We start from the raw sequence: 18,574 nt of genomic DNA on the forward strand, positions 1-18,574 counted from the left end.
CCACCCTTTTTACTATATATAAGCGTTAACTGTTAACGATCCTCATCCAATGGGTGGATTGCCTTCGGTCTTTGTCTCTTTAAGGGGATTGGTGATCTAAAGATCACATCACGAAAACTTGTTGCCGAAAAAGGCATAAATGGCCACAAATATGGTGTATCAAACACTCTCATTGTTGTAAGTAATATTAATAGTAATGTTATTGAAATAACATAGCCAAAAACATGAAAGAAGCCTGTTGCTATTAAGAGTACAACTCGAATTAAACGATTCGCTAAACTCATTTCATAGCTTGGGGTAGCAAAGGAACCTACAGCAGCCACAGCTAAATACAAAACAACTTCCGGTGAGAATAAACCAACATCTATTGCCACTTGGCCAATTAAAATGGCTGCCACAAGACCTAAGGCAGTTGCCAATGCCGATGGAGTATGGATTGCAGCCATCCTTAACATCTCAATTCCAACTTCTGCAATAAGAAACTGTCCTAATAAAGGGACACTCCCAGTTTCATTTGGCCCTATGTATTTTAAACCTTCAGGAAGTAGTGCTTGATTAGTAGCTAATAAAAGCCAAAATGGCAGTAAAAAAATGGACGCCCAAACCGCTGTAAATCTCACTAGCCTTAGAGCAATACCAATAATCGGCTTTTGCCGGTATTCCTCAGCATGTTGCAAATGGTGCCAAAACGTTGTTGGTGTAATAATTACACTTGGTGAACCATCAACCATTATCAGAACATGTCCTTCAAAGAGATGAGCTGCCGCCACATCAGGACGCTCGGTATAACGGACAAGTGGGTATGGATTATAATGCTGTCCAAATAAATACTCCTCGATTGTTTTATCACCCATAGGTAAGCCATCAGTATCTATTTTTTTTAGAGCTGCTTTAACTTCTTTAACAACTAAAGGATCGGCTATATCTTCAATATAAGAAACACATATATCTGTTTTAGAGCGCCTTCCTACCATCATATACTCATTACGAAGTGTCCTATCCCTTACTCTCCTTCTAGCTAAAGCAACATTCATTACTAGTGTTTCGACAAATCCATCCTTTGCTCCTCGAATTACTTGTTCAGTATCAGGTTCTTCAGGGCCTCGAACTGGATATGTTCTCGTATCAATCAAAATTACTTCATCTATTCCTTCGACTACAAGGGCCGCCGGTCCAGCCAGGACTTGGTCAACAACTTTATCTAAATCCTTTTCGGTATCAATTTCAACATAAGGAATTTTGGATTTAATAAGCGTTTGTAAGGCATCTATTGATAATTCTTCTTCCTTCATTGCCATAAACTCTCTTTGAATTTGTGTCAAGGATTCATCTTTGGCAAAACCATCAACGAGAAAAAACGCCATATTCTTACCGCCATATTTAAGGTCAATCCTAATTAAGTCAAAACTCTTGTCAACGCCTAGTTCTTTGCTTAAATATGCGATATTCTCATCATAATTAATAGACGCCCGCTGCTTCATTTGTTCGTTTGACATTTTTTACGCCTCCACTTCAATTACATTTTTCTCTAAAGTAGATAATTCCATGCAAAAAAGGGTAATGAAATCAATGATAAAAATAAGAACGGCGCAAGCAAATGCTTCGACAAACAACATCTTAGCGTAACCTTCTTGGAAGCTCTAGCGACGAGTAAGGGCAGGAGTAGGACTTCTAGCTAAACATTTTTTAACGCTTGTATTTTCTTAAATTATAAAAAAAATCAGACTAGCAAAGAAAACATCCAACTTTGCTAATCTGATATTTAAATTTTTTAAAAGAAGGATAGCTTCTCTTTAAACCATTTCTGATAGTAGATAGTGATAAATCAATTTACTTGTATTTTCTAATGATGATTTATGTGTTCGTTCGTGAGAATGAGATTCGGCAATTCCTGGTCCTATTAACCCATGAACGATGTCGTGCCCCGAACGAATTGCAGCAGAAGCGTCGGAACCGTAATAAGGATATATATCAATTTCATAATTAAGGTTGTGGGCTTGCGATAATTGAACAAGTTTATTTTTTAAGCGTAAATTATATGGACCACTAGAATCTTTTGCACAAATAGAAACGCAATATTCAGTCGTTGTTTGCCCAAGACCGATAGCTCCCATATCTACAGCCAGATACTCGACAGTTTCCGGGGTGATATTCGAGTTACCTCCGTAACCAATTTCCTCATTATTTGAAATAAGAAAGTGAGTGGTATATGGTAAGTTAAGTTCACTTTCTTTTATAACCTTTATTAAGTTTAATAAGATTGCTACACTAGCTTTGTCATCAAGGTGACGGGATTTTATGAAGCCACTTGCTGTTTTTTCGAACCTTGGTGCGAATGAAACAAAATCACCTATTGAAATACCAAGGGCTTTTACATCCTCATCACTATTAACATTCTCGTCAATTCTAACCTCTATGTTTTTCTCATCGCGATCAGCAGTGCCGGCATCTTTATAAACGTGAACAGAAGCTTGTTGCATTAAAATTGTTCCAGTGTATATACGATTGTCATTTGTACTTGTTTCGATCTGACAATATTCTCCTTCCACTGCATTCCACCGAAAGCCACCAATCATCGTTAATTTAAGACGACCATTTTTCTTTATCTCTTTAACCATCGCTCCTAATGTGTCGACATGAGCTGTTAACATCCGATGTTTCGAAGTATCTTCCCCATCAATCGTAATAACTAAGCCACCTTTGCGATTACGGGTCGACTGAATTTGAATCTCATCACAATATCTTTCAATGAATTTAATTACCTTTTCTGTATTCCCTGAAGGGCTTGGAATGTTTACTAATTGCTCTATTAAACTAACAATCTCGTTTGTATTCACGTTAAATGACATTTCATTCACTCCTTAAGTTTGTAATATTTCACTCGTTCCTAACATAAAGTTAGATAGGCTGTCCGAGGAGGGATTATCTTTGAAGAAGGTACTAATTGCAATTATTGTAATTGTAGCATTAATGACTGGTAGTCTTCTATACTATTTGCCATCTTTGAATGAAACGTTTTTGGAGACGATTACCCATTTACCTATTGATGAGAAGAATAAATTTCTTAACGCTAATACATCAATTAATCTTATCAATCAAAATGATGAAGATGAATATACGCTAGAATGGAAAACAAACTCAGAAATAGACGAAAAATTGTCCATAAGTCATGATATATCTTTACTTTTTGAGGATGGACGTCTAAAGGAAACACTGGCCAAAACTAAACAGAATAGTAACGAACTAGACCAAACCGCAAAAATTGCTGGTGAAGATAGTGGTCACTATGAGGCAATAACGTTTCACTATGGGCAACTTGATTATCCGAATGATATAAAAAAAAGCGTGCAAACAATGAGCTATGACCAAATTTACATTTTAGATTCGCCATTAAGCACTATAGAATTTTTTAAAAGTCCAAAATCGCCTTCAGAAGAAGAGGGAAAAAGAGTGTTAGATACGATTATTAAACAAAATTTAGAATATACGTGGGAGGAACTTATTGATTTTTTTGAAATTAACATTAAAAATTATCATTCAGTTCCATTAACAAGTTTATATGAATATAATTATTTGAGCCTACCAAATATAACAATGGAAGAGACGCAAGAAATGGTCGCCTACACATGGACATCACTTTATCAACATTACTTTTTAGGAATTCAAAAATACGATGGAAAGACCGTAAGCCCAATTGGTAGTAGTGTTCCATTAATTTTATACCATAATACTTATTCTCACATTATTATCGTCTTTACTAGTAAAGACGGAGAAAAATATCATTTGATTAGAAATACAGAAAGATTCTGAACTGAATATGAATTAAGAACTGCTTCACAAAATCTAATCAGTCATTTCTAAAATCTGTTCAATTGTATTTTTTAACTCTAGATAATCATTATTTTGATTTAACTCTAACGCTTTCTCAACAGATCGATAGGCATCAAGATACTGTCTTAATTCAAAATAAACAAGCGATAAATTAAAATGAGCTTCATGCATATCAGGACGCTGTTCAATTGTAAGTAATAAATTTCTTTCAGCGTCCTCTAGTAATCCCATCCTCGCTTCACTATATGCTAACAAAAAATAAGCTTCAGTAATTGCTAGATCTTGTTCAACCGCATTTAGAAGTAACGGATATGCTTTTTCGACTTCTCCTCTTTGCAATAGCTCCTGTGCTATTTGTATATTAATCAAATGGATTTTTTCAGAATTTTCTTGATCGGTATATCCGTAAAGCAATAATCCTGATAAAGCTGCGGCAGTTATAAGAAACGTAATAAATTGGTGTTTTTTCTGCTTATGATTTGGTAAGTGTAAAATTGAGGATGCTAAAAAGCCTCCAATTAAGCCTCCAATATGTGCACTATTATCAATCACTGGGATTAGAAAACCAAGTACGAGATTTATGAGAAGTATAACAATAACATTACTACCTATTGTTCTAAAAAATAATTTACGGTGGATTACACCAAAATAAAGTAATGCGCCAAAGCAGCCGAATATCGCTCCTGAAGCACCAGCTGATACTTGACTATTAAAAGCAAAGCTACTAATAGAACCAAACAAGCCTGCGATTAGGAAAATAAGGACGAACCTCGCTGTGCCATATATTCTTTCGACAGCCCCACCCAGATAAAAGAGGGCAAGTGAATTCATAAAGAGATGTAAAACTCCAATATGTAAAAAAATTGCCGTAAAAAAACGCCACCACTCACCAGCTAGAATAAGAGGATCATATTTAGCTCCAAATTCGACTAATGTCAATAAACTTGTGCTACTACCAAAGTACTCTATAAAACCAAAAATGACGAGAATATTTATCAGGATTAAAGTAGTAAAAACAGGCTTTCCATATGAGAACAAAGCCTTTTCATTTTTTAGTTTCTTATCTGAAATAGCTACAACTTCATGGCGATAACGGTCAATGGCTTCTGAAGTAGCAAGATCCACGTTCGTTTGATCAGGGATTTGGCACCCTAATAGTTCTGATAACTTAGCATTTCTCAAAGGATTGTCTATTTCACTATCGATGATATACGTTTGGATGCTTACCCGGTTATTTGTTGTTACATACTTCTTTTCAACGAATCTCTCGTACGAGTCAACCGGTAAAAAGGTTGAAATATATAGATTAATAACTTGTAATCTTTTACTTCTTAACTCTTTTCGGACCTTCTCAGCATCTATAGCTAAGTTATCTAAGTCTCTAGCAATATAGCTACTCCAGTCCATATCACTTCGAAAAACCCGTACGATCGTAGCTTCATCTGCGTCCTCTTTTTCCAGCCAAATTTCTTTTTCGGCCGATTTTACTAAAAACGCACTCATTCCAACGTTTGCAACGAGATGATGAATAAAACGCCAATAGTAAAAGTCTTGGCTATATCCGCTCATAATTTCATCCTTTCAAATTGTTTTGATTGTAAATGAATATCGCTACCTCATGCAGACTACTGCAAATTTTAACTGGTTTATGATCAGTTTTAGGAACTTCGTTTCTCGTATTCAAAAAAATAGATTCCCAACCCGCTTCAATAGCACCTACAACGTCGTGTTCCCAAGAATCACCTACAAAAAGACAGCTCCCCTCTGCATTTAACCTTTTCTTAGCAAGTTCAAAAATCTCTTTATCAGGTTTGGATAATTTCAACTCTTCAGAAACAAATAGACAGTCAGTTGTCAGCCACTCATTAAGCTTTAACTTCTTAATCTTACTGTATTGAGTATCGGCAGTTCCATTTGTAATAATACCTATTTTAACATTTGCCGCTATCAAATTTCTAATTAAAGAATGTAAATGAGGATAAGGCTCACTAAAATCATCAACGATACTGTAATAATGATCATGAAACTCATCCGCAGCTTCGACTGTAAATCGTAACTTAAAAAAATCTGCTGTAGCTAGAAAACGCCTTCTTCTGTAATCCCTAGCTGACAAAATGCCTGCTTCATAATCTGTCCAAAAAAGATCACAATTTTTTTTGAACACCGCAAATAAATCATCAATATTAACTTTATTTAGGATGTTCTTCTTTCTTAAAATATCTTTAAAACAATAACGAATGGCCTTTTCAAATGCCTTTTCATGACTAAAAAGTGTATTATCTAAATCAAAACAAATTGTTTTCCATCTCATGAAGATCGCTCCCTCATCCTGTTAAAACCAAGTAATTGAAAAAGAAGCAGACAAAATTTGTCTACTTCAATTTTCTCTGTTACCATTTAAATTTAAAAAGGCATAAAACGAGCATAAAATCGATTACGAATAAATGGAATTTGTAGGGCACCGGTTACAGCCAAACGACGAATCCATCTTGTCCCTAACACAAGATTAAGAATTCGATAACGATATTGAAAAACAAAGTATAGCGATATCATTGAAATTAACATTGTCATTACCGCGTTGCTATTTTCATTCCTATTATTAAACACTTTCACTTCACCTCATTAATAAGTTTGCATTAACGAGACTAATTTATGCTAATTTCATAAAAAAAATCTTTGGTTTTTATTACAAATTGCAAACATCTAAGGCTATCAAAAAAAGGTTGTCCTAAAAAGTAACAGCAAACCTCATTAGGGCACGATATGCATTGTTTTAGTGCAAATAAAACAATGCATATCGTGCCCTGAGGTGGCTGTTACTTAGCTTTTTGGACAACCCCATTTTTCTGTATTACTTTATTGGTCCCATCGCTTTGCGTAACACTTCTGCTGAATGATGTAGTTTTTGACTTTCCTCATCGCTCAAGCTCAACTCTAAGACTTCTCTAATGCCATTACTATTAACAATAGCAGGAACACCGATATAGATATCGTTCAGTCCATACTCACCCTTAAGTAGCGTTGAAACCGTTAAAACTGAATTTTCATTTCTTAAGATAGCTCTTGTTAAACGTAGTAATCCCATAGCGATAGCATAGTGCGTAGCGCCTTTTCGTTCAATAATATCATAAGCAGCATCACGAACATTAATAAAGATTTTATCAAGATCCTCTAAAGAACGACCTTCTTTATGATCTTCAAAATAACTTGAAATTGGTTTTCCACCAACATTAGCATGACTCCATACTGGAAGTTCTGTATCCCCATGTTCTCCCATAATATAAGCATGAATATTTCTTGAATCGACGTTGAAATATTGACCTAATAAAAAGCGGAATCTTGCAGTATCTAAGATCGTTCCTGAGCCAATTACTCGCTCCATTGGTAGTCCAGAGTATTTCCAAGTTGCATATGACAAGATATCTACTGGATTTGTCGCAATTATGAAAATTCCGTCAAAGCCACTCTTCATTACCTCACCAACAATTGATTTAAAAATTTTAGCGTTTTTTTCGATTAAATCTAAACGCGTTTCTCCAGGTCCTTGGTTAGCCCCAGCAGTAATAACAACAATATCTGCCTCTTTACAATCTTCATACTCTCCTGCCCAAATTTTCATTGGCGAACCAAATGGCATCCCATGATTTAAGTCCATGGCGTCACCTTCAGCTTTGCGCTTATTTACATCTAATAGGACTAGTTCATCTGTAATTCCTTGATTAAGAAGAGCAAATGAATAACTAGATCCTACAAAGCCAGTACCAATTACGACTACCCTTGTTGTTTTATTATGTTCCATTAAAATTCCACCTTCTTAGTAACAAATATATTTGTGATATCTAATTTTACATGAAAAAGAAAATTTTAGAAATTTTCGTGCTCAATATCAAGTTATATCTAAGATTATGGCTTTATTTTACAAGCCAATATAGCGAGCATATAAGCTTTTAGCTCTCGATATATCTTCCGTTCCTTGTATAAGTGTTCTGCCATCAGGGAATAAAACTAACCTTTCACCTTCAGATAATTGAACTCGAATTAAGAATGGAGTTTTTGTTACCTCTCCAATTTTTGATAATCTATCAGCCCAATCATCTAAATTTAACTTTTGTCCCATATTAATTTGAACAGTTTCTCTCCCACAAAGGGACGTCACCGATTGCTCTACGTCTCCTTGGAGTGCCGGATATTCATGTAAGCTACAAGTTGGACAATTCTCTTTGCTTTTGGTGAATTTCATTTCATATATATGATGCTTCCACAAATCAAAAGTTATTAAACTTTTTCTTTGAACATCATGATTATTTGTTAAATACTTTAACGCTTCAATCGTTTGAAATGATGCAACAATATCGATTACCGGGGAAATAACGCCAATCGTATCGCATGTTTGCCCTGTCGTATTGCCACCGCCTATAAAGCAACGTAAACAAGGCGTTACTCCAGGAATAAATATCGCGGACATTCCCCTTGAACTAACAGCTCCACCATATACAAAAGGAATACCATTTTTATAACAAGCATCATTAATTAAAAAACGAGTTTGAAAATTATCTGTACCATCTAATACGAGGTCTACACCCTCCATTAACTCGGCGATGTTTTGCAATGTTACGTCAGTAACAATTCCCTCAACTGTTACATCAGAGTTTATCTTCTGTAAACGCTTTTGAGCAGCAATCGCCTTCGGTAAAGCTTCACTAACATCATCCTCATCAAAAAGCATTTGTCTTTGAAGATTACTTTTTTCCACATAATCGCGATCAGCGAAGCGAACATGGCCAACACCAGCTCGAACAAGATGATTAGCTAAAACAGTTCCCAAAGCTCCCATCCCAACAATTAATACTCTCTTTGATGCTAATAATTGTTGTCCTTCTTCCCCTATCGGTTGAAATAGAATTTGCCTTGAATAACGATCTATTTTACCCATTTTTATTAAACATCCCCCATACCTGTTATGTATTACTAATTAATTTCTGCACAGCAATATCGTGTTCTTCTTTTGGAACATCATCTACAATTTGAAAGTCAAACGCAAGCGACACTGTATTATTTTTATAATCAACTAAATAGCGATCATAGTAGCCGCCACCATAACCAATCCGAAATCCTCTTTTGTCAAAGACAATTCCAGGAACAACGAGCAAATGTATATCCTCGTGTGAAACGAATGGTGTTTTGGAAATGATCGGTTCTTTTAAAGAATAAAAGCTGTCCTCTACATCTTTAAAAGAAGAAATTTGATAAAAATTCAGTTCTCTTTTTTCCCGATTACATTTCGGTACAACAATACGTTTGTTTTGTCGCCACCCCTCTTCAATAATCGCTATCGTATCGACTTCACGGCCAGTTGAAATAGTTATACCGATTGTTAATGCTTGTGCCCATTCTTCACTGCGTGTGAGTTGTTCCTTAATGTTGCTAGAATATTGCCAGTATTCTCCTTCACTCATCACTTGAAGATGCTGTTTCATCTCATTTCGAAAATAGCTCTTATTCACTTTTATCACCACAACTATATAATTTCATCTATAAATGTCTTAATTTCTATTATACTTTATACATTTAACAAAGTTAAACTTTGTGAAGGGTAAAAAAAAAGTAAGCAGAAAAAGTCTGCTTACTTTGTTTCGCGATGCACAGTATATTTCTTTAATCTTGGGCTATATTTCTTGAACTCAAGACGGTCTGGGTTATTACGTTTATTTTTAGTAGTGATATAGTTACGATCACCAGTTTCTGTACAAGCCAATGTAATATTTACACGCATTCGTTATCCCTCCAAACATGCTTTACTTCAATCATACTTTTAAATAATAGCAAAATACCTCAGAACAATCAAGTATTTCTTTTGGACATATTATCAAAAAGCTCTACACGACCTGGTATGCTAAGTTTCTTCTTGGAAATACATTTCGATTTGCAAAAGTACGACTAGAAAGCCACGTTCTGTAAGATCTTAGTCACCTAAAACTAGAGGGCTTAGCATATAGGCTTAACGATCACTTCCCTAAGCGAGAGAGACATTCAGTTTCATTATTAACTAAGCAAGAGAGATTCAATTGGGTAACAGCATTATTTCTTAGTACATCCTCTTCATCATTTCCTATACATAACCAAAAATAAGCATTTACTTTTTCATTGGCTTTTATTTCGCCTTCAATACTAAATATGCTTACTTGGCTGCTTATTGAAAAGGGCTGCAACATAACATAACCTTCTCTTAATGAGCATTGATCTTCAAAATCTGTAGAATATTGAACAATCCCACGGTTTTTCAGCTTACCATTCAATAAGAGTAATTTTTTCTGATATGAGCGAACAATTGCCTGAGCGGAGGGAGCATAGAACGAAATACTCTCCTCTTTAGTTTCCATGAGTTCCTGACAAAAAAATAACTTAATATCTCGCTCTTTATGAAGACCATTTTGAATTGTCATGACTTGTAGCAGTGTTTCTTCATAGAAATTGGACTTTATTGTTACCGAAAGGTTTAAAGCAACATTAGTAAAGACTTTTATCTGTTCATTGACTTTAGTCTTATCATACACCCAGCCATCTTCATCTAACCACGTGAATAAGCCATCTATCCATACACCTAATTTTAAATCACTAAGTTCAGTACTACTAACCTGCACTTTCTTCACCTACCATCCCTAAGATTATAATTTCGAATTTTTAGATATTTAAAGACGGAGAAACATTTACTTTCTTTTTTAACATATCAAATTGTGTTTCCTGGTAAGAACGATAGCTGCCAACGTCAGACCAATAGCCTTCTGCTCTATATCCAAAAAATGGTCTTTTCTCCTTAATTAACAAAGGGAATACATCTTTGCTAAAATCCATTAGAACTCCCTTTTCTATATGTTGCAAGATGTCGCGCTCTAACACATAAATGCCTGTATTAACTGTATTACCAAAAACCTCATTTACCTTTGGTTTTTCTAAAAAACGAACTATCTCATCTTGTTCATTCGTCATAATTAAACCATACTCAAGAGGAGATTCAACTTCTTTCATAAAAACTGTTGCTAATGCTCCTTTTTTGAGATGGAAGTCTAATCCCATAGAGAGATCGAAATCAGTTAATACATCACCACTAATGACAATAAAGCGCTCATCTAAAAATTGTTCTGCATTTTTTATACTTCCCGCGGTTCCCAAAGGTAACTTTTCCTCAAAGTAACGCAAGTTAACCCCATATTTACTGCCATTACCAAAGTAATTCTTAATACAATCAGGTAAGTATTGGAGCGTCACAGCTATATCTGTAATTCCATGTTTTTTTAATAATTCAATAGAATACTCCATTACCGGTTTCTGAATGAGTGGTACCATCGGCTTTGGAATGTGACAAGTTAAAGGACGAAGGCGTGTTCCTTTACCACCGGCCATAATAACAGCTTTCATCTATAACTCCCTCCCAATACTCTAATCACTCTTCTTGTACCTTTTTTCTGTCCAATAAATCGATTTATAATCATAGAAAAACGATCGTTATCATCCACTGGCATAAACTTCTCGGTAAATTGCATTTGTTTCCTTGGCTATGTAGTCCCAATTATATTTCGTTTTAGCAAGTTCCTGTCCATTTTGAGCAATTTCGTTAGCAACGTTTTTATTCTCAATACAATAAATCACCTGATCTACTAAGCTTTGCACATCGTTAGGATAAATTGTTAACCCCGTTTTATTATGGGTAACAATTTCTGTTAATCCTCCTGTGTCAGAGACAATCGTTGGCTTTCTAGCAATCATTGCTTCTAAAGCGACAATCCCAAAAGGCTCATAATAACTAGGAAACAAACAAATATCACATCCGTTTAAAATTTCGTTTCTTAATTGATCATCGACAAAGCCGATAAAATACACGTATTCTTGCAGTCCCTTCTCAATAACTTGGGACCGGTATTGATCTAAAAGTGGACCTTTTCCAGCGATTATAAATTTCACAGGATGTTTTGCAATTATTGCCGGAGCGGCGTCAATAATCGTTTGAAAGCCTTTTTCTTTAACCATTCTCCCTACTGAAAAAATAAAAAGATCAGTTTCAGCACCGTAAGCTCGTTTCCAATCCGTTTTCTCCCCTACAACCATCTCAAAGTCGACACCATTTGGAATAACTGCAATTTTCTCTGGCGGTAACTGGAATACTTTCCTAATTTCAGCTTTCATAAATTCACTACAGACAATAACTTTAGTAGCTTCATAGGTTAGCTGCCATTCTTTATGAGAGATTTTTTGCTGCAATTCTGTATAAATCCCATTATTCCTTCCATGCTCTGTTGCATGAATTGTGGCAACAATCGGAAGTTCTAAATGTTCTTTTATAGATATTGCTGCTGCACAAACTAGCCAATCATGAGCATGAATAAGATCAAAAGCAATTTTCGTAGCTAGTTCAACAACATAGTCAGAGAAGGCAATATTTAAGCTCCCAACCCAAAGATAAAAATCGTTTGCCAGTGGCTGTAAGCTAGTTACACGGTGAACGTGGACGCCATTCATTATTTCATACATCCTTGAACCGGTGACTGCGGTAGTAATTACATGAACTTCACAATCCTCTTTCACTAGTGCTTTTGTTAAATCATAGACATGTCTTGCTAATCCTCCTACGACTCTAGGTGGATATTCCCAAGCCAACACCAAAATTGATTTTTTTTGTTTTTTTATCTTATCTTCCTTAATGACACTTATAATAGGACCATCTTCTCTTGAAGTTAAAACATCTAAAATAATTTCAGCCATAAACGGATATTCAACTTCAAATTCTGTCAAGATGTCATCTTTTAATTGGTCATTTACAAGTAGATCCCTTAATTGCCCGAAACGTTTCATATGTTCATTAAGTCGATTATTTGCATACTCTGTAACGGTTTCATCATCAAGAATAAATGGCCAATCACTACTTGTAGCTAACAGCCATTCTCGAACCATTTGCTTCAAACAACGATCAATTACAAGGCTTTTCCCTTTATAAAGCGTCACCAGCTCGATTAAATCCTGTTCAATATGATGCAACTTAGCGTATATCCAACTATTTTTTTCATTTAACCAAACTTCACCATAGCCATGTCTTCCCCAGGTGTTAAAAGACACATGAACCGTTTCAAATTCATGGTAGTGACGTTCTATATATTGTTCTGGTGTAATAAAAAACAATTCATCACTACTATCCGTAATGACATGATTGAGCCAATCAGGTCCCTCAAACCACCAATGCCCGAAAAGCTCTGCATCAAAAGGGGTGGTGATTAGATGTGGTGGTGACAATTGCGTTTCATTTACTTGTAGTTCAGCTTTAATCGTCTTAATAAAATGAGTGCTATGCTCTTTGGCCATCTTTAAAGCTGTTTTTCTGCAATATAATTGCTTTTCTTCAGTGCTTCCAGTTATGCGATGATATTTTAGTCCAGTATCGTAACGAATCCCCTCTGAATGCATATAAGGCTTTATATACTCCCAGTCACGATCATAGGCAATGTCACGATAAAACTCACGATAATTAAAGTCGCCTGGATACCCGTCGATAGAACTCCAAACTTGGTTCGACAATTTAGAATTACGCGGAAATAAGATGACACCATATGGTGAATAAATTGGTGCTCCTATTCCTTGAGACGGCTTTGGATCAGCAAATTTTAATGCATGTTCATCAACAAACGAATAACGAATCCCTTCTTCGAACAAAATACGATCTATGCCAGGTGTATACGCACATTCAGGTAGCCAAAAACCCTTAGGTTTCAGACCGAAATGTTTTGTAAATGTATTGATCCCATAGCTAATTTGAGCTCTTACTCCTTCTTTTGTTTTCAGATATGGAAGAAATGCATGGGTAGCAGAACTACAAATGCAAACTAGCTTTCCTTCCTCCATAAATTTTCGAAAGCCCTTTAGGGGATTTTGTTCACACTTTAGAAATGTATCCTTTATACGGTTAATCCGTTTTTTATAAAAAGCTACTAATTTCATCTCTTCGACACTTTGGGCTCGAGTTGCTTCTTGACTTAATAAAGACTGTGTCTTTTCAAGATTATGTAAAAATCTTCTTTGCAAAAGAGAGTCAGCTAACATTTCCATTAGCGGTGGTGAAAAGGAAATAGTCATAACTTTTTCAGTTTTTTGTTCTTCTAAATTCCACAATAGAGGTATATAAGTTTCTGAGATCGCTTCAAATAACCAACGTTCTTCAAGCCTCTCGTTTTCTCGATGTCTGACAAAAGGTATATGCGCATGGAGGACGATTGAAAAATATCCTTTTTGCATAATTCAACCTCCCATTTTTATTTTTCATAATAAGAATAACAACTAAACCCATTTAACCAATGAGGTTCAATTTCGCTCTCTGCTTCCCAGTTCGACCGATGATTAGTAAATACTTCATCTCGTAATCTAGGAGTATTGTTAGCATTCGATCGAATTAAAGAAAAAAAACTTCCTTCACTTGTAACGATGCCAATATCGACGCAATAGGTTCGATTAGAAGCAAGGTGATTAAAGAACCACTGCTTACAGTTTTCAGGGAGTGAATACTCTAAGAGCCGATGGGCATTGTGGCCATTAAAAATGATTGATGTTATGTCATATAATCTTATTCTTTTATCCATAGAGCCCCAATCTTTATTCAAATAATTCTGAGCAATCTTTTTTTTTCTACTTGAGAACGCCCAATAGCAAAAAAGACTCGTTGGAGATTGAACCATTAATTCACATTGGTCTGTTTCATCTCTACCAACAATAGAAAGGGATTTTTCAGTAGTAGTTTTTTTATAACCCTCTTTACCCAAATTAGAACATGCATCGTTAGGTCCTATTTCATCTTTTTCAGATTGATTTTGAACATTATTTAGCAAACTCAATTGAGATGAACTTTGTTTAATTGAAACGCCATCGTTTTTTACTATTTCATGATTCAAACTATTACACCCCAATTTTTAAATCAAACGTTTACTTAGGAAGATAAGCCAAACAGCAATTCGTATGAGAATACCCCTAAAAAAAACGTCTAACTATATCTTACATTTAATAGAAACTTGCAACAAGAAGTCTATTTTGTAGAAAAATGTCTGTCCTATATAGTTTACTATATTAAACATCTAATAATTTTTTTATAAATCTTAATTTGTCTCTGTTTATCTGAATCCAATCCGAATTTTGGAGGTTTTTCGACAAAAGGCGCGTGTCCCTAACAATACTTTTATGTTTGAACTAACACTTTTATATTTTTTATTATCGGATATTCGTAAAGAAGCTCTTTTAAAAGAGTCACTGTTTCTGTAAAATAAAACCATTCTTTTTAGAAGTCTTGTTATTTTTATCAATTATGTTATAACTGAATAGTATCGGACAAGGAGGTAGACAGATGGAATTAACGTTAATAGCTTTATTTTCTTTATCAATCATTTTGTTTCTTATTTCTTTTGTAAAAAAAGACCGTAATAAGGAAGTGGAAGCACAAATTGAAAATTTTTCAATTTCATTAATGCAAGAAATTTATCAATTAAAAAAGAAAATAAAAGTACTAGAAGAGGAAATATTAATTGGCCAGGATAATCATTATTTTACTAACACTCAAACGAACTCGATCATCTACGATCGAGATAAAATATTAGCTTTATATGAGGATGGCCACTCTTCTGAGGAAATAGAAACGATTACTGGTTTAAGTAGCGATCAAATCAATGACCTACTAAGTTAATTTCTAGTTGTTTCTAATTAGATAGGGTGAAAGGAGAACAAGATGACAAAAAAGATGCTACAAGGAATTGCCGCTGGACTTCTTCTTGCAACGTCACTACTTGCCTATAACTATTATTTTACAGACAATTTGCTTGTCATTAAAGAGGTACAGAGTGAGGATAAGATGAATTTTACTGAAGAAGATTTACAAGCTTATCTAAAAAATGAAAATTTAGTTATTGTTGAAAAATCCGAATACGACCAACTACTTGAAAATAGTATTACTTTAGAGATCGTCCAGAAAGAAGCTTCTTCAAAACCTGAGAAAACAACAGAGCAAGTAATTATTAAGGAAATTACCTTTCAAATTGAGCCAGGGATGAGCTCTGGAAGTATCGCATTATTACTTGAAGAAAAAGGACTAATTAGCGATAAAAAGCTCTTTGAGGAAACTTTAATCAAAAAAGGTGTAGAAACAAAAATGAAGGCTGGAGAATATTCACTGACTTCTGAAATGTCTATAGAAGAAATTATCGAAAAACTAACTTAAATTATCCTTTTGTTTTAAAACTACAAAAGACGTAAACACTAACAACAATCCAAAACCGCTTAAAAGGAGTTTACGATGAAAGTAGTTGCAATTGTTATTGTTGCGATCGTTGCGTTTCTAATCATCCCTCTACATTATGTAGTTATTATGAAGTTTACTCATGCTGTAGATTATCCAAAAACCCCATTAATTTTATTGGTTGTCGTAGCTTTTTTAGCTGCTATTTTTACTGCGGGATATAATGAAAAAAGGCAATAACGAAAAACATTGCCTTTCGTACAAAAAACATTTACACGGTCGAAAAGAAGGAGTGACATTGTCACTCCTTCTTTTACTCTTCATCTTCTTGATCTTCTTGATCTTCTTGATCTTCTTGATTTAGTTCAATAGGCTGAACATTTGTACTTCTACTTGTTTTTAAATCAAAATACGCATCAAGAACTTTTTCAGAAATTGCGTTTGCTGGTCGACCAATACTATCTCGAATATAAAGCCCAGGAACGATGACAGCAAAGGCCACCTCTGGATTATCATATGGTGCATAACCAACAAAAGTATGATTATTGCCCTTTATACCGTTTACACTCACTTGGGCAGTTCCTGTTTTTCCAGCTAAGCGGTATGGCTTATTGGCCAAAGCTCTAGCCGTTCCTTGCCTTCCGTGAACAACGAGGCGAAAACCTTCCTGCACTCGTTTTATTTGCTCATCAGTCATATCAACACGGTTTAAAACTGTAGGAGAAAATTGTTTAATAACATTTCCATACTCTCCATTTGTAGCTTGTTCACGAATTTCTCTGACAAGCCTTGGCTGGATCCGATAACCTCCATTAGCAATTGTCGATACATATTGAGCCATTTGCAAGGGCGTGTACGTAGAGAACTGCCCAATAGTAAAGTCAAGAAGATGTCCAAGCTCCCCGACGCCTCCATTATAGCCCGTTCCCTCTTCAGGTAAATCAATCCCAGTCTTTACGCCAAGACCGAACTGATTAAAGTAATAACGGATTTGATTAAACCCTTTTGTTCGGTCATTTATGCCACCACCACGCTTTGATGGATAGTGATAATTACCAAAGGCCATTCCTATTTCAAACATATAGACGTTTGAAGACCTTTCAAGCGCAGTTAAATCATTTAATCGTCCAAGTGCTTTCCCACCAAACGAGCTTTTTTTGAGTCCACCAATTGTGATAGGTCTATCATGGAAATATGTGTTTGGTTTTGCGTATCCTGCTTCAAATCCAGCTAAAACAGTAGCTCCTTTAACAGCAGAGCCCATCTCAAAGCCATTCAAAATGACGCCTAAATCATTTTTATTACCCGTTGCATGGGTATCATAGCCTGACAGTGCTAATATCTCTCCAGTATGTGGGTCCATTAGCACAACATATGCTGAACCTCGATCTATAAAACCACGAATACCTTTAACCCGTTCAACCTCTTGGGCGATAATTTGATCGACTGCTTGTTGCAAATCCATATCAACTGTTAAAACTAAGTCTTTTCCACGCTGCCCCTGCTCTTTCCGTTCACTAATAATATTTCTTGAACCATCAAAGGTGCGCTCTGACACTGGCTTTTTCCCTCTTAAAACATCCTCATATTGTTGCTCTAAGAAGCTAGTTCCAACTTCATCGCTACGATCATACCCCATTGCTAAGAAATGATCAATTTCCTCCTTTGGGATTGCCCCTGTCCTCCCTACTAGAGCAGAGAACGTATTCCCATAAGGATATTTCCTTTTTGATTCTACTTCAACGTCTACACCTGGAAGTTCATTTAAGTGTTCTAAAACACGGGCGGCTTCAACAGACGTAACACCGACTTTCACTCGCTGTGGAGAATAGGCATACCCATCAAATTCTCGCTTAATCGCCAAGATTTCAAGTTCTTCATCAATAATTTCAGCTAATTTCTCATCAGTAATTCGATCTAGTTGAAGCTGATAAATCGCCCTGTTATCGTTATTAAGTTTAGTCATTTCTTCTCTTGTTACAAGGGCTCGTGCTTCATCAGGTCTTGTAAGCAGCCAATAATCTTTTTTATCTCTTGCCGTAATTCGCGAAGGATCTACATCAATAAAATCGTTGAGCCGTTTTGCAACGCGTATTTTTTCGGCATTCGTTGTAATGGCACTGCTCGTATAAGTTACAGTAAACACTGGCTCATTAGCAACAACAACATTTCCAAAGCGATCATACATTAGACCGCGTGGCGCATCAAGCTGTTTAGAAGTCATATTGACGGTACGATCAAGCTTCTTTTGATATTCTTCACCTTGGACTATTTGAACGACACCTAGACGTAAAATAAGTGCAGAAAACAATAAAAACACAACAAAGAATAAGATATTCAACCGAACCGGCATATGTGCTTTTTTCTTTTTATTACTCATTAACCAGTTCACCTCTCTACATATAATTGAAGTTTTTAAGATCAGTTAATTATACTAAAAAAGCACCAGAAAAACTAGGGATATGTAGAGCGAGAATACCTTCC

General features: G+C 35.4%; 17 protein-coding genes and 1 pseudogene. 4 read left to right on the forward strand and 14 right to left on the reverse strand.

Annotated features, from left to right (window positions below; genetic code table 11):
- Positions 1 to 32: 32 nt before the first annotated feature.
- A complete protein-coding gene (locus ACK4M9_RS10465) occupies positions 33 to 1,496 on the reverse strand; it encodes a spore germination protein (protein WP_409850132.1) in 1,464 nt (487 codons plus the stop codon).
- A 297-nt stretch (positions 1,497 to 1,793) separates the two neighbouring features.
- Positions 1,794 to 2,849 (reverse strand): M42 family metallopeptidase, encoded by a 1,056-nt coding sequence (locus ACK4M9_RS10470; RefSeq protein WP_409850134.1) that lies wholly within the window; start codon positions 2,847 to 2,849, stop codon positions 1,794 to 1,796.
- A 79-nt stretch (positions 2,850 to 2,928) separates the two neighbouring features.
- Between ACK4M9_RS10470 and ACK4M9_RS10475 the strand changes: the two genes are divergently transcribed.
- Positions 2,929 to 3,810 (forward strand): hypothetical protein, encoded by an 882-nt coding sequence (locus ACK4M9_RS10475; protein WP_409850136.1) that lies wholly within the window; start codon positions 2,929 to 2,931, stop codon positions 3,808 to 3,810.
- 33 nt (positions 3,811 to 3,843) lie between these two features.
- On the opposite strand, the gene ACK4M9_RS10480 is transcribed toward ACK4M9_RS10475, so the two are convergent.
- From ACK4M9_RS10480 to ACK4M9_RS10530, 11 genes and pseudogenes are all read right to left on the reverse strand, one after another.
- Positions 3,844 to 5,400 carry a rhomboid family intramembrane serine protease gene (locus ACK4M9_RS10480; RefSeq protein WP_409850138.1) on the reverse strand — a complete coding sequence of 519 codons (1,557 nt, stop codon included), beginning with the start codon at positions 5,398 to 5,400 and terminating at the stop codon, positions 3,844 to 3,846.
- Between the two features lie 4 nt (positions 5,401 to 5,404).
- Positions 5,405 to 6,142: an HAD family hydrolase gene (locus ACK4M9_RS10485; protein ID WP_409850140.1), complete on the reverse strand. Its 738-nt coding sequence runs from the start codon at positions 6,140 to 6,142 to the stop codon at positions 5,405 to 5,407.
- A 92-nt stretch (positions 6,143 to 6,234) separates the two neighbouring features.
- Complete coding sequence (locus tag ACK4M9_RS10490; RefSeq protein ID WP_409850142.1) at positions 6,235 to 6,438, reverse strand: sodium:proton antiporter; 204 nt, start codon at positions 6,436 to 6,438, stop codon at positions 6,235 to 6,237.
- A 244-nt stretch (positions 6,439 to 6,682) separates the two neighbouring features.
- A complete protein-coding gene (locus ACK4M9_RS10495; protein WP_409850144.1) occupies positions 6,683 to 7,630 on the reverse strand; it encodes an L-lactate dehydrogenase in 948 nt (315 codons plus the stop codon).
- A 117-nt stretch (positions 7,631 to 7,747) separates the two neighbouring features.
- On the reverse strand, positions 7,748 to 8,764 hold the full coding sequence (locus tag ACK4M9_RS10500; protein ID WP_409850145.1) for a ThiF family adenylyltransferase: 1,017 nt from the start codon (positions 8,762 to 8,764) through the stop codon (positions 7,748 to 7,750).
- Positions 8,765 to 8,789: 25 nt separating this feature from the next.
- Entirely contained in the window at positions 8,790 to 9,335 is a 546-nt protein-coding gene (locus ACK4M9_RS10505; RefSeq protein ID WP_409850147.1) for a 5-formyltetrahydrofolate cyclo-ligase, read from the reverse strand.
- Between the two features lie 119 nt (positions 9,336 to 9,454).
- A complete protein-coding gene (rpmG, locus tag ACK4M9_RS10510) occupies positions 9,455 to 9,604 on the reverse strand; it encodes a 50S ribosomal protein L33 (RefSeq protein WP_409850149.1) in 150 nt (49 codons plus the stop codon).
- A 232-nt stretch (positions 9,605 to 9,836) separates the two neighbouring features.
- Positions 9,837 to 10,481 (reverse strand): hypothetical protein, encoded by a 645-nt coding sequence (locus ACK4M9_RS10515; protein ID WP_409850151.1) that lies wholly within the window; start codon positions 10,479 to 10,481, stop codon positions 9,837 to 9,839.
- Positions 10,482 to 10,533: 52 nt separating this feature from the next.
- Positions 10,534 to 11,247: pseudogene (locus ACK4M9_RS10520) on the reverse strand (nucleotidyltransferase family protein); the annotation flags it as partial.
- Between the two features lie 90 nt (positions 11,248 to 11,337).
- Positions 11,338 to 14,109, reverse strand: coding sequence for a 1,4-alpha-glucan branching protein domain-containing protein (locus ACK4M9_RS10525; protein ID WP_409850153.1), 2,772 nt, complete (start codon positions 14,107 to 14,109; stop codon positions 11,338 to 11,340).
- A gap of 17 nt (positions 14,110 to 14,126) precedes the next feature.
- A complete protein-coding gene (locus tag ACK4M9_RS10530; protein ID WP_409850155.1) occupies positions 14,127 to 14,759 on the reverse strand; it encodes a DUF4912 domain-containing protein in 633 nt (210 codons plus the stop codon).
- Between the two features lie 446 nt (positions 14,760 to 15,205).
- Between ACK4M9_RS10530 and ACK4M9_RS10535 the strand changes: the two genes are divergently transcribed.
- The 3 genes from ACK4M9_RS10535 (at position 15,206) to ACK4M9_RS10545 (ending at position 16,330) form a co-directional block, all read left to right on the forward strand.
- Positions 15,206 to 15,541 (forward strand): hypothetical protein, encoded by a 336-nt coding sequence (locus ACK4M9_RS10535; protein ID WP_409850157.1) that lies wholly within the window; start codon positions 15,206 to 15,208, stop codon positions 15,539 to 15,541.
- Between the two features lie 42 nt (positions 15,542 to 15,583).
- Entirely contained in the window at positions 15,584 to 16,072 is a 489-nt protein-coding gene (locus tag ACK4M9_RS10540) for an endolytic transglycosylase MltG (RefSeq protein WP_409850159.1), read from the forward strand.
- 75 nt (positions 16,073 to 16,147) lie between these two features.
- Positions 16,148 to 16,330 carry a hypothetical protein gene (locus ACK4M9_RS10545; protein ID WP_409850161.1) on the forward strand — a complete coding sequence of 61 codons (183 nt, stop codon included), beginning with the start codon at positions 16,148 to 16,150 and terminating at the stop codon, positions 16,328 to 16,330.
- 73 nt (positions 16,331 to 16,403) lie between these two features.
- On the opposite strand, the gene ACK4M9_RS10550 is transcribed toward ACK4M9_RS10545, so the two are convergent.
- Complete coding sequence (locus ACK4M9_RS10550; RefSeq protein ID WP_409850163.1) at positions 16,404 to 18,470, reverse strand: peptidoglycan D,D-transpeptidase FtsI family protein; 2,067 nt, start codon at positions 18,468 to 18,470, stop codon at positions 16,404 to 16,406.
- Between the last annotated feature and the right edge of the window lie 104 nt (positions 18,471 to 18,574).

Source organism: Anaerobacillus sp. (genome assembly GCF_046314235.1).
GTDB lineage: Bacteria > Bacillota > Bacilli > Bacillales > Anaerobacillaceae > Anaerobacillus.

Coding starts and splice junctions, on each gene's coding strand:
- ACK4M9_RS10465 (WP_409850132.1), bottom strand. CDS start 1,496: ATGTCAAACGAACAAATGAAGCAGCGGGCGTCTATTAATTATGATGAG.
- ACK4M9_RS10470 (WP_409850134.1), bottom strand. CDS start 2,849: ATGTCATTTAACGTGAATACAAACGAGATTGTTAGTTTAATAGAGCAA.
- ACK4M9_RS10480 (WP_409850138.1), bottom strand. CDS start 5,400: ATGAGCGGATATAGCCAAGACTTTTACTATTGGCGTTTTATTCATCAT.
- ACK4M9_RS10485 (WP_409850140.1), bottom strand. CDS start 6,142: ATGAGATGGAAAACAATTTGTTTTGATTTAGATAATACACTTTTTAGT.
- ACK4M9_RS10495 (WP_409850144.1), bottom strand. CDS start 7,630: ATGGAACATAATAAAACAACAAGGGTAGTCGTAATTGGTACTGGCTTT.
- ACK4M9_RS10500 (WP_409850145.1), bottom strand. CDS start 8,764: ATGGGTAAAATAGATCGTTATTCAAGGCAAATTCTATTTCAACCGATA.
- rpmG (WP_409850149.1), bottom strand. CDS start 9,604: ATGCGTGTAAATATTACATTGGCTTGTACAGAAACTGGTGATCGTAAC.
- ACK4M9_RS10525 (WP_409850153.1), bottom strand. CDS start 14,109: ATGCAAAAAGGATATTTTTCAATCGTCCTCCATGCGCATATACCTTTT.
- ACK4M9_RS10535 (WP_409850157.1), top strand. CDS start 15,206: ATGGAATTAACGTTAATAGCTTTATTTTCTTTATCAATCATTTTGTTT.
- ACK4M9_RS10540 (WP_409850159.1), top strand. CDS start 15,584: ATGACAAAAAAGATGCTACAAGGAATTGCCGCTGGACTTCTTCTTGCA.
- ACK4M9_RS10545 (WP_409850161.1), top strand. CDS start 16,148: ATGAAAGTAGTTGCAATTGTTATTGTTGCGATCGTTGCGTTTCTAATC.
- ACK4M9_RS10550 (WP_409850163.1), bottom strand. CDS start 18,470: ATGAGTAATAAAAAGAAAAAAGCACATATGCCGGTTCGGTTGAATATC.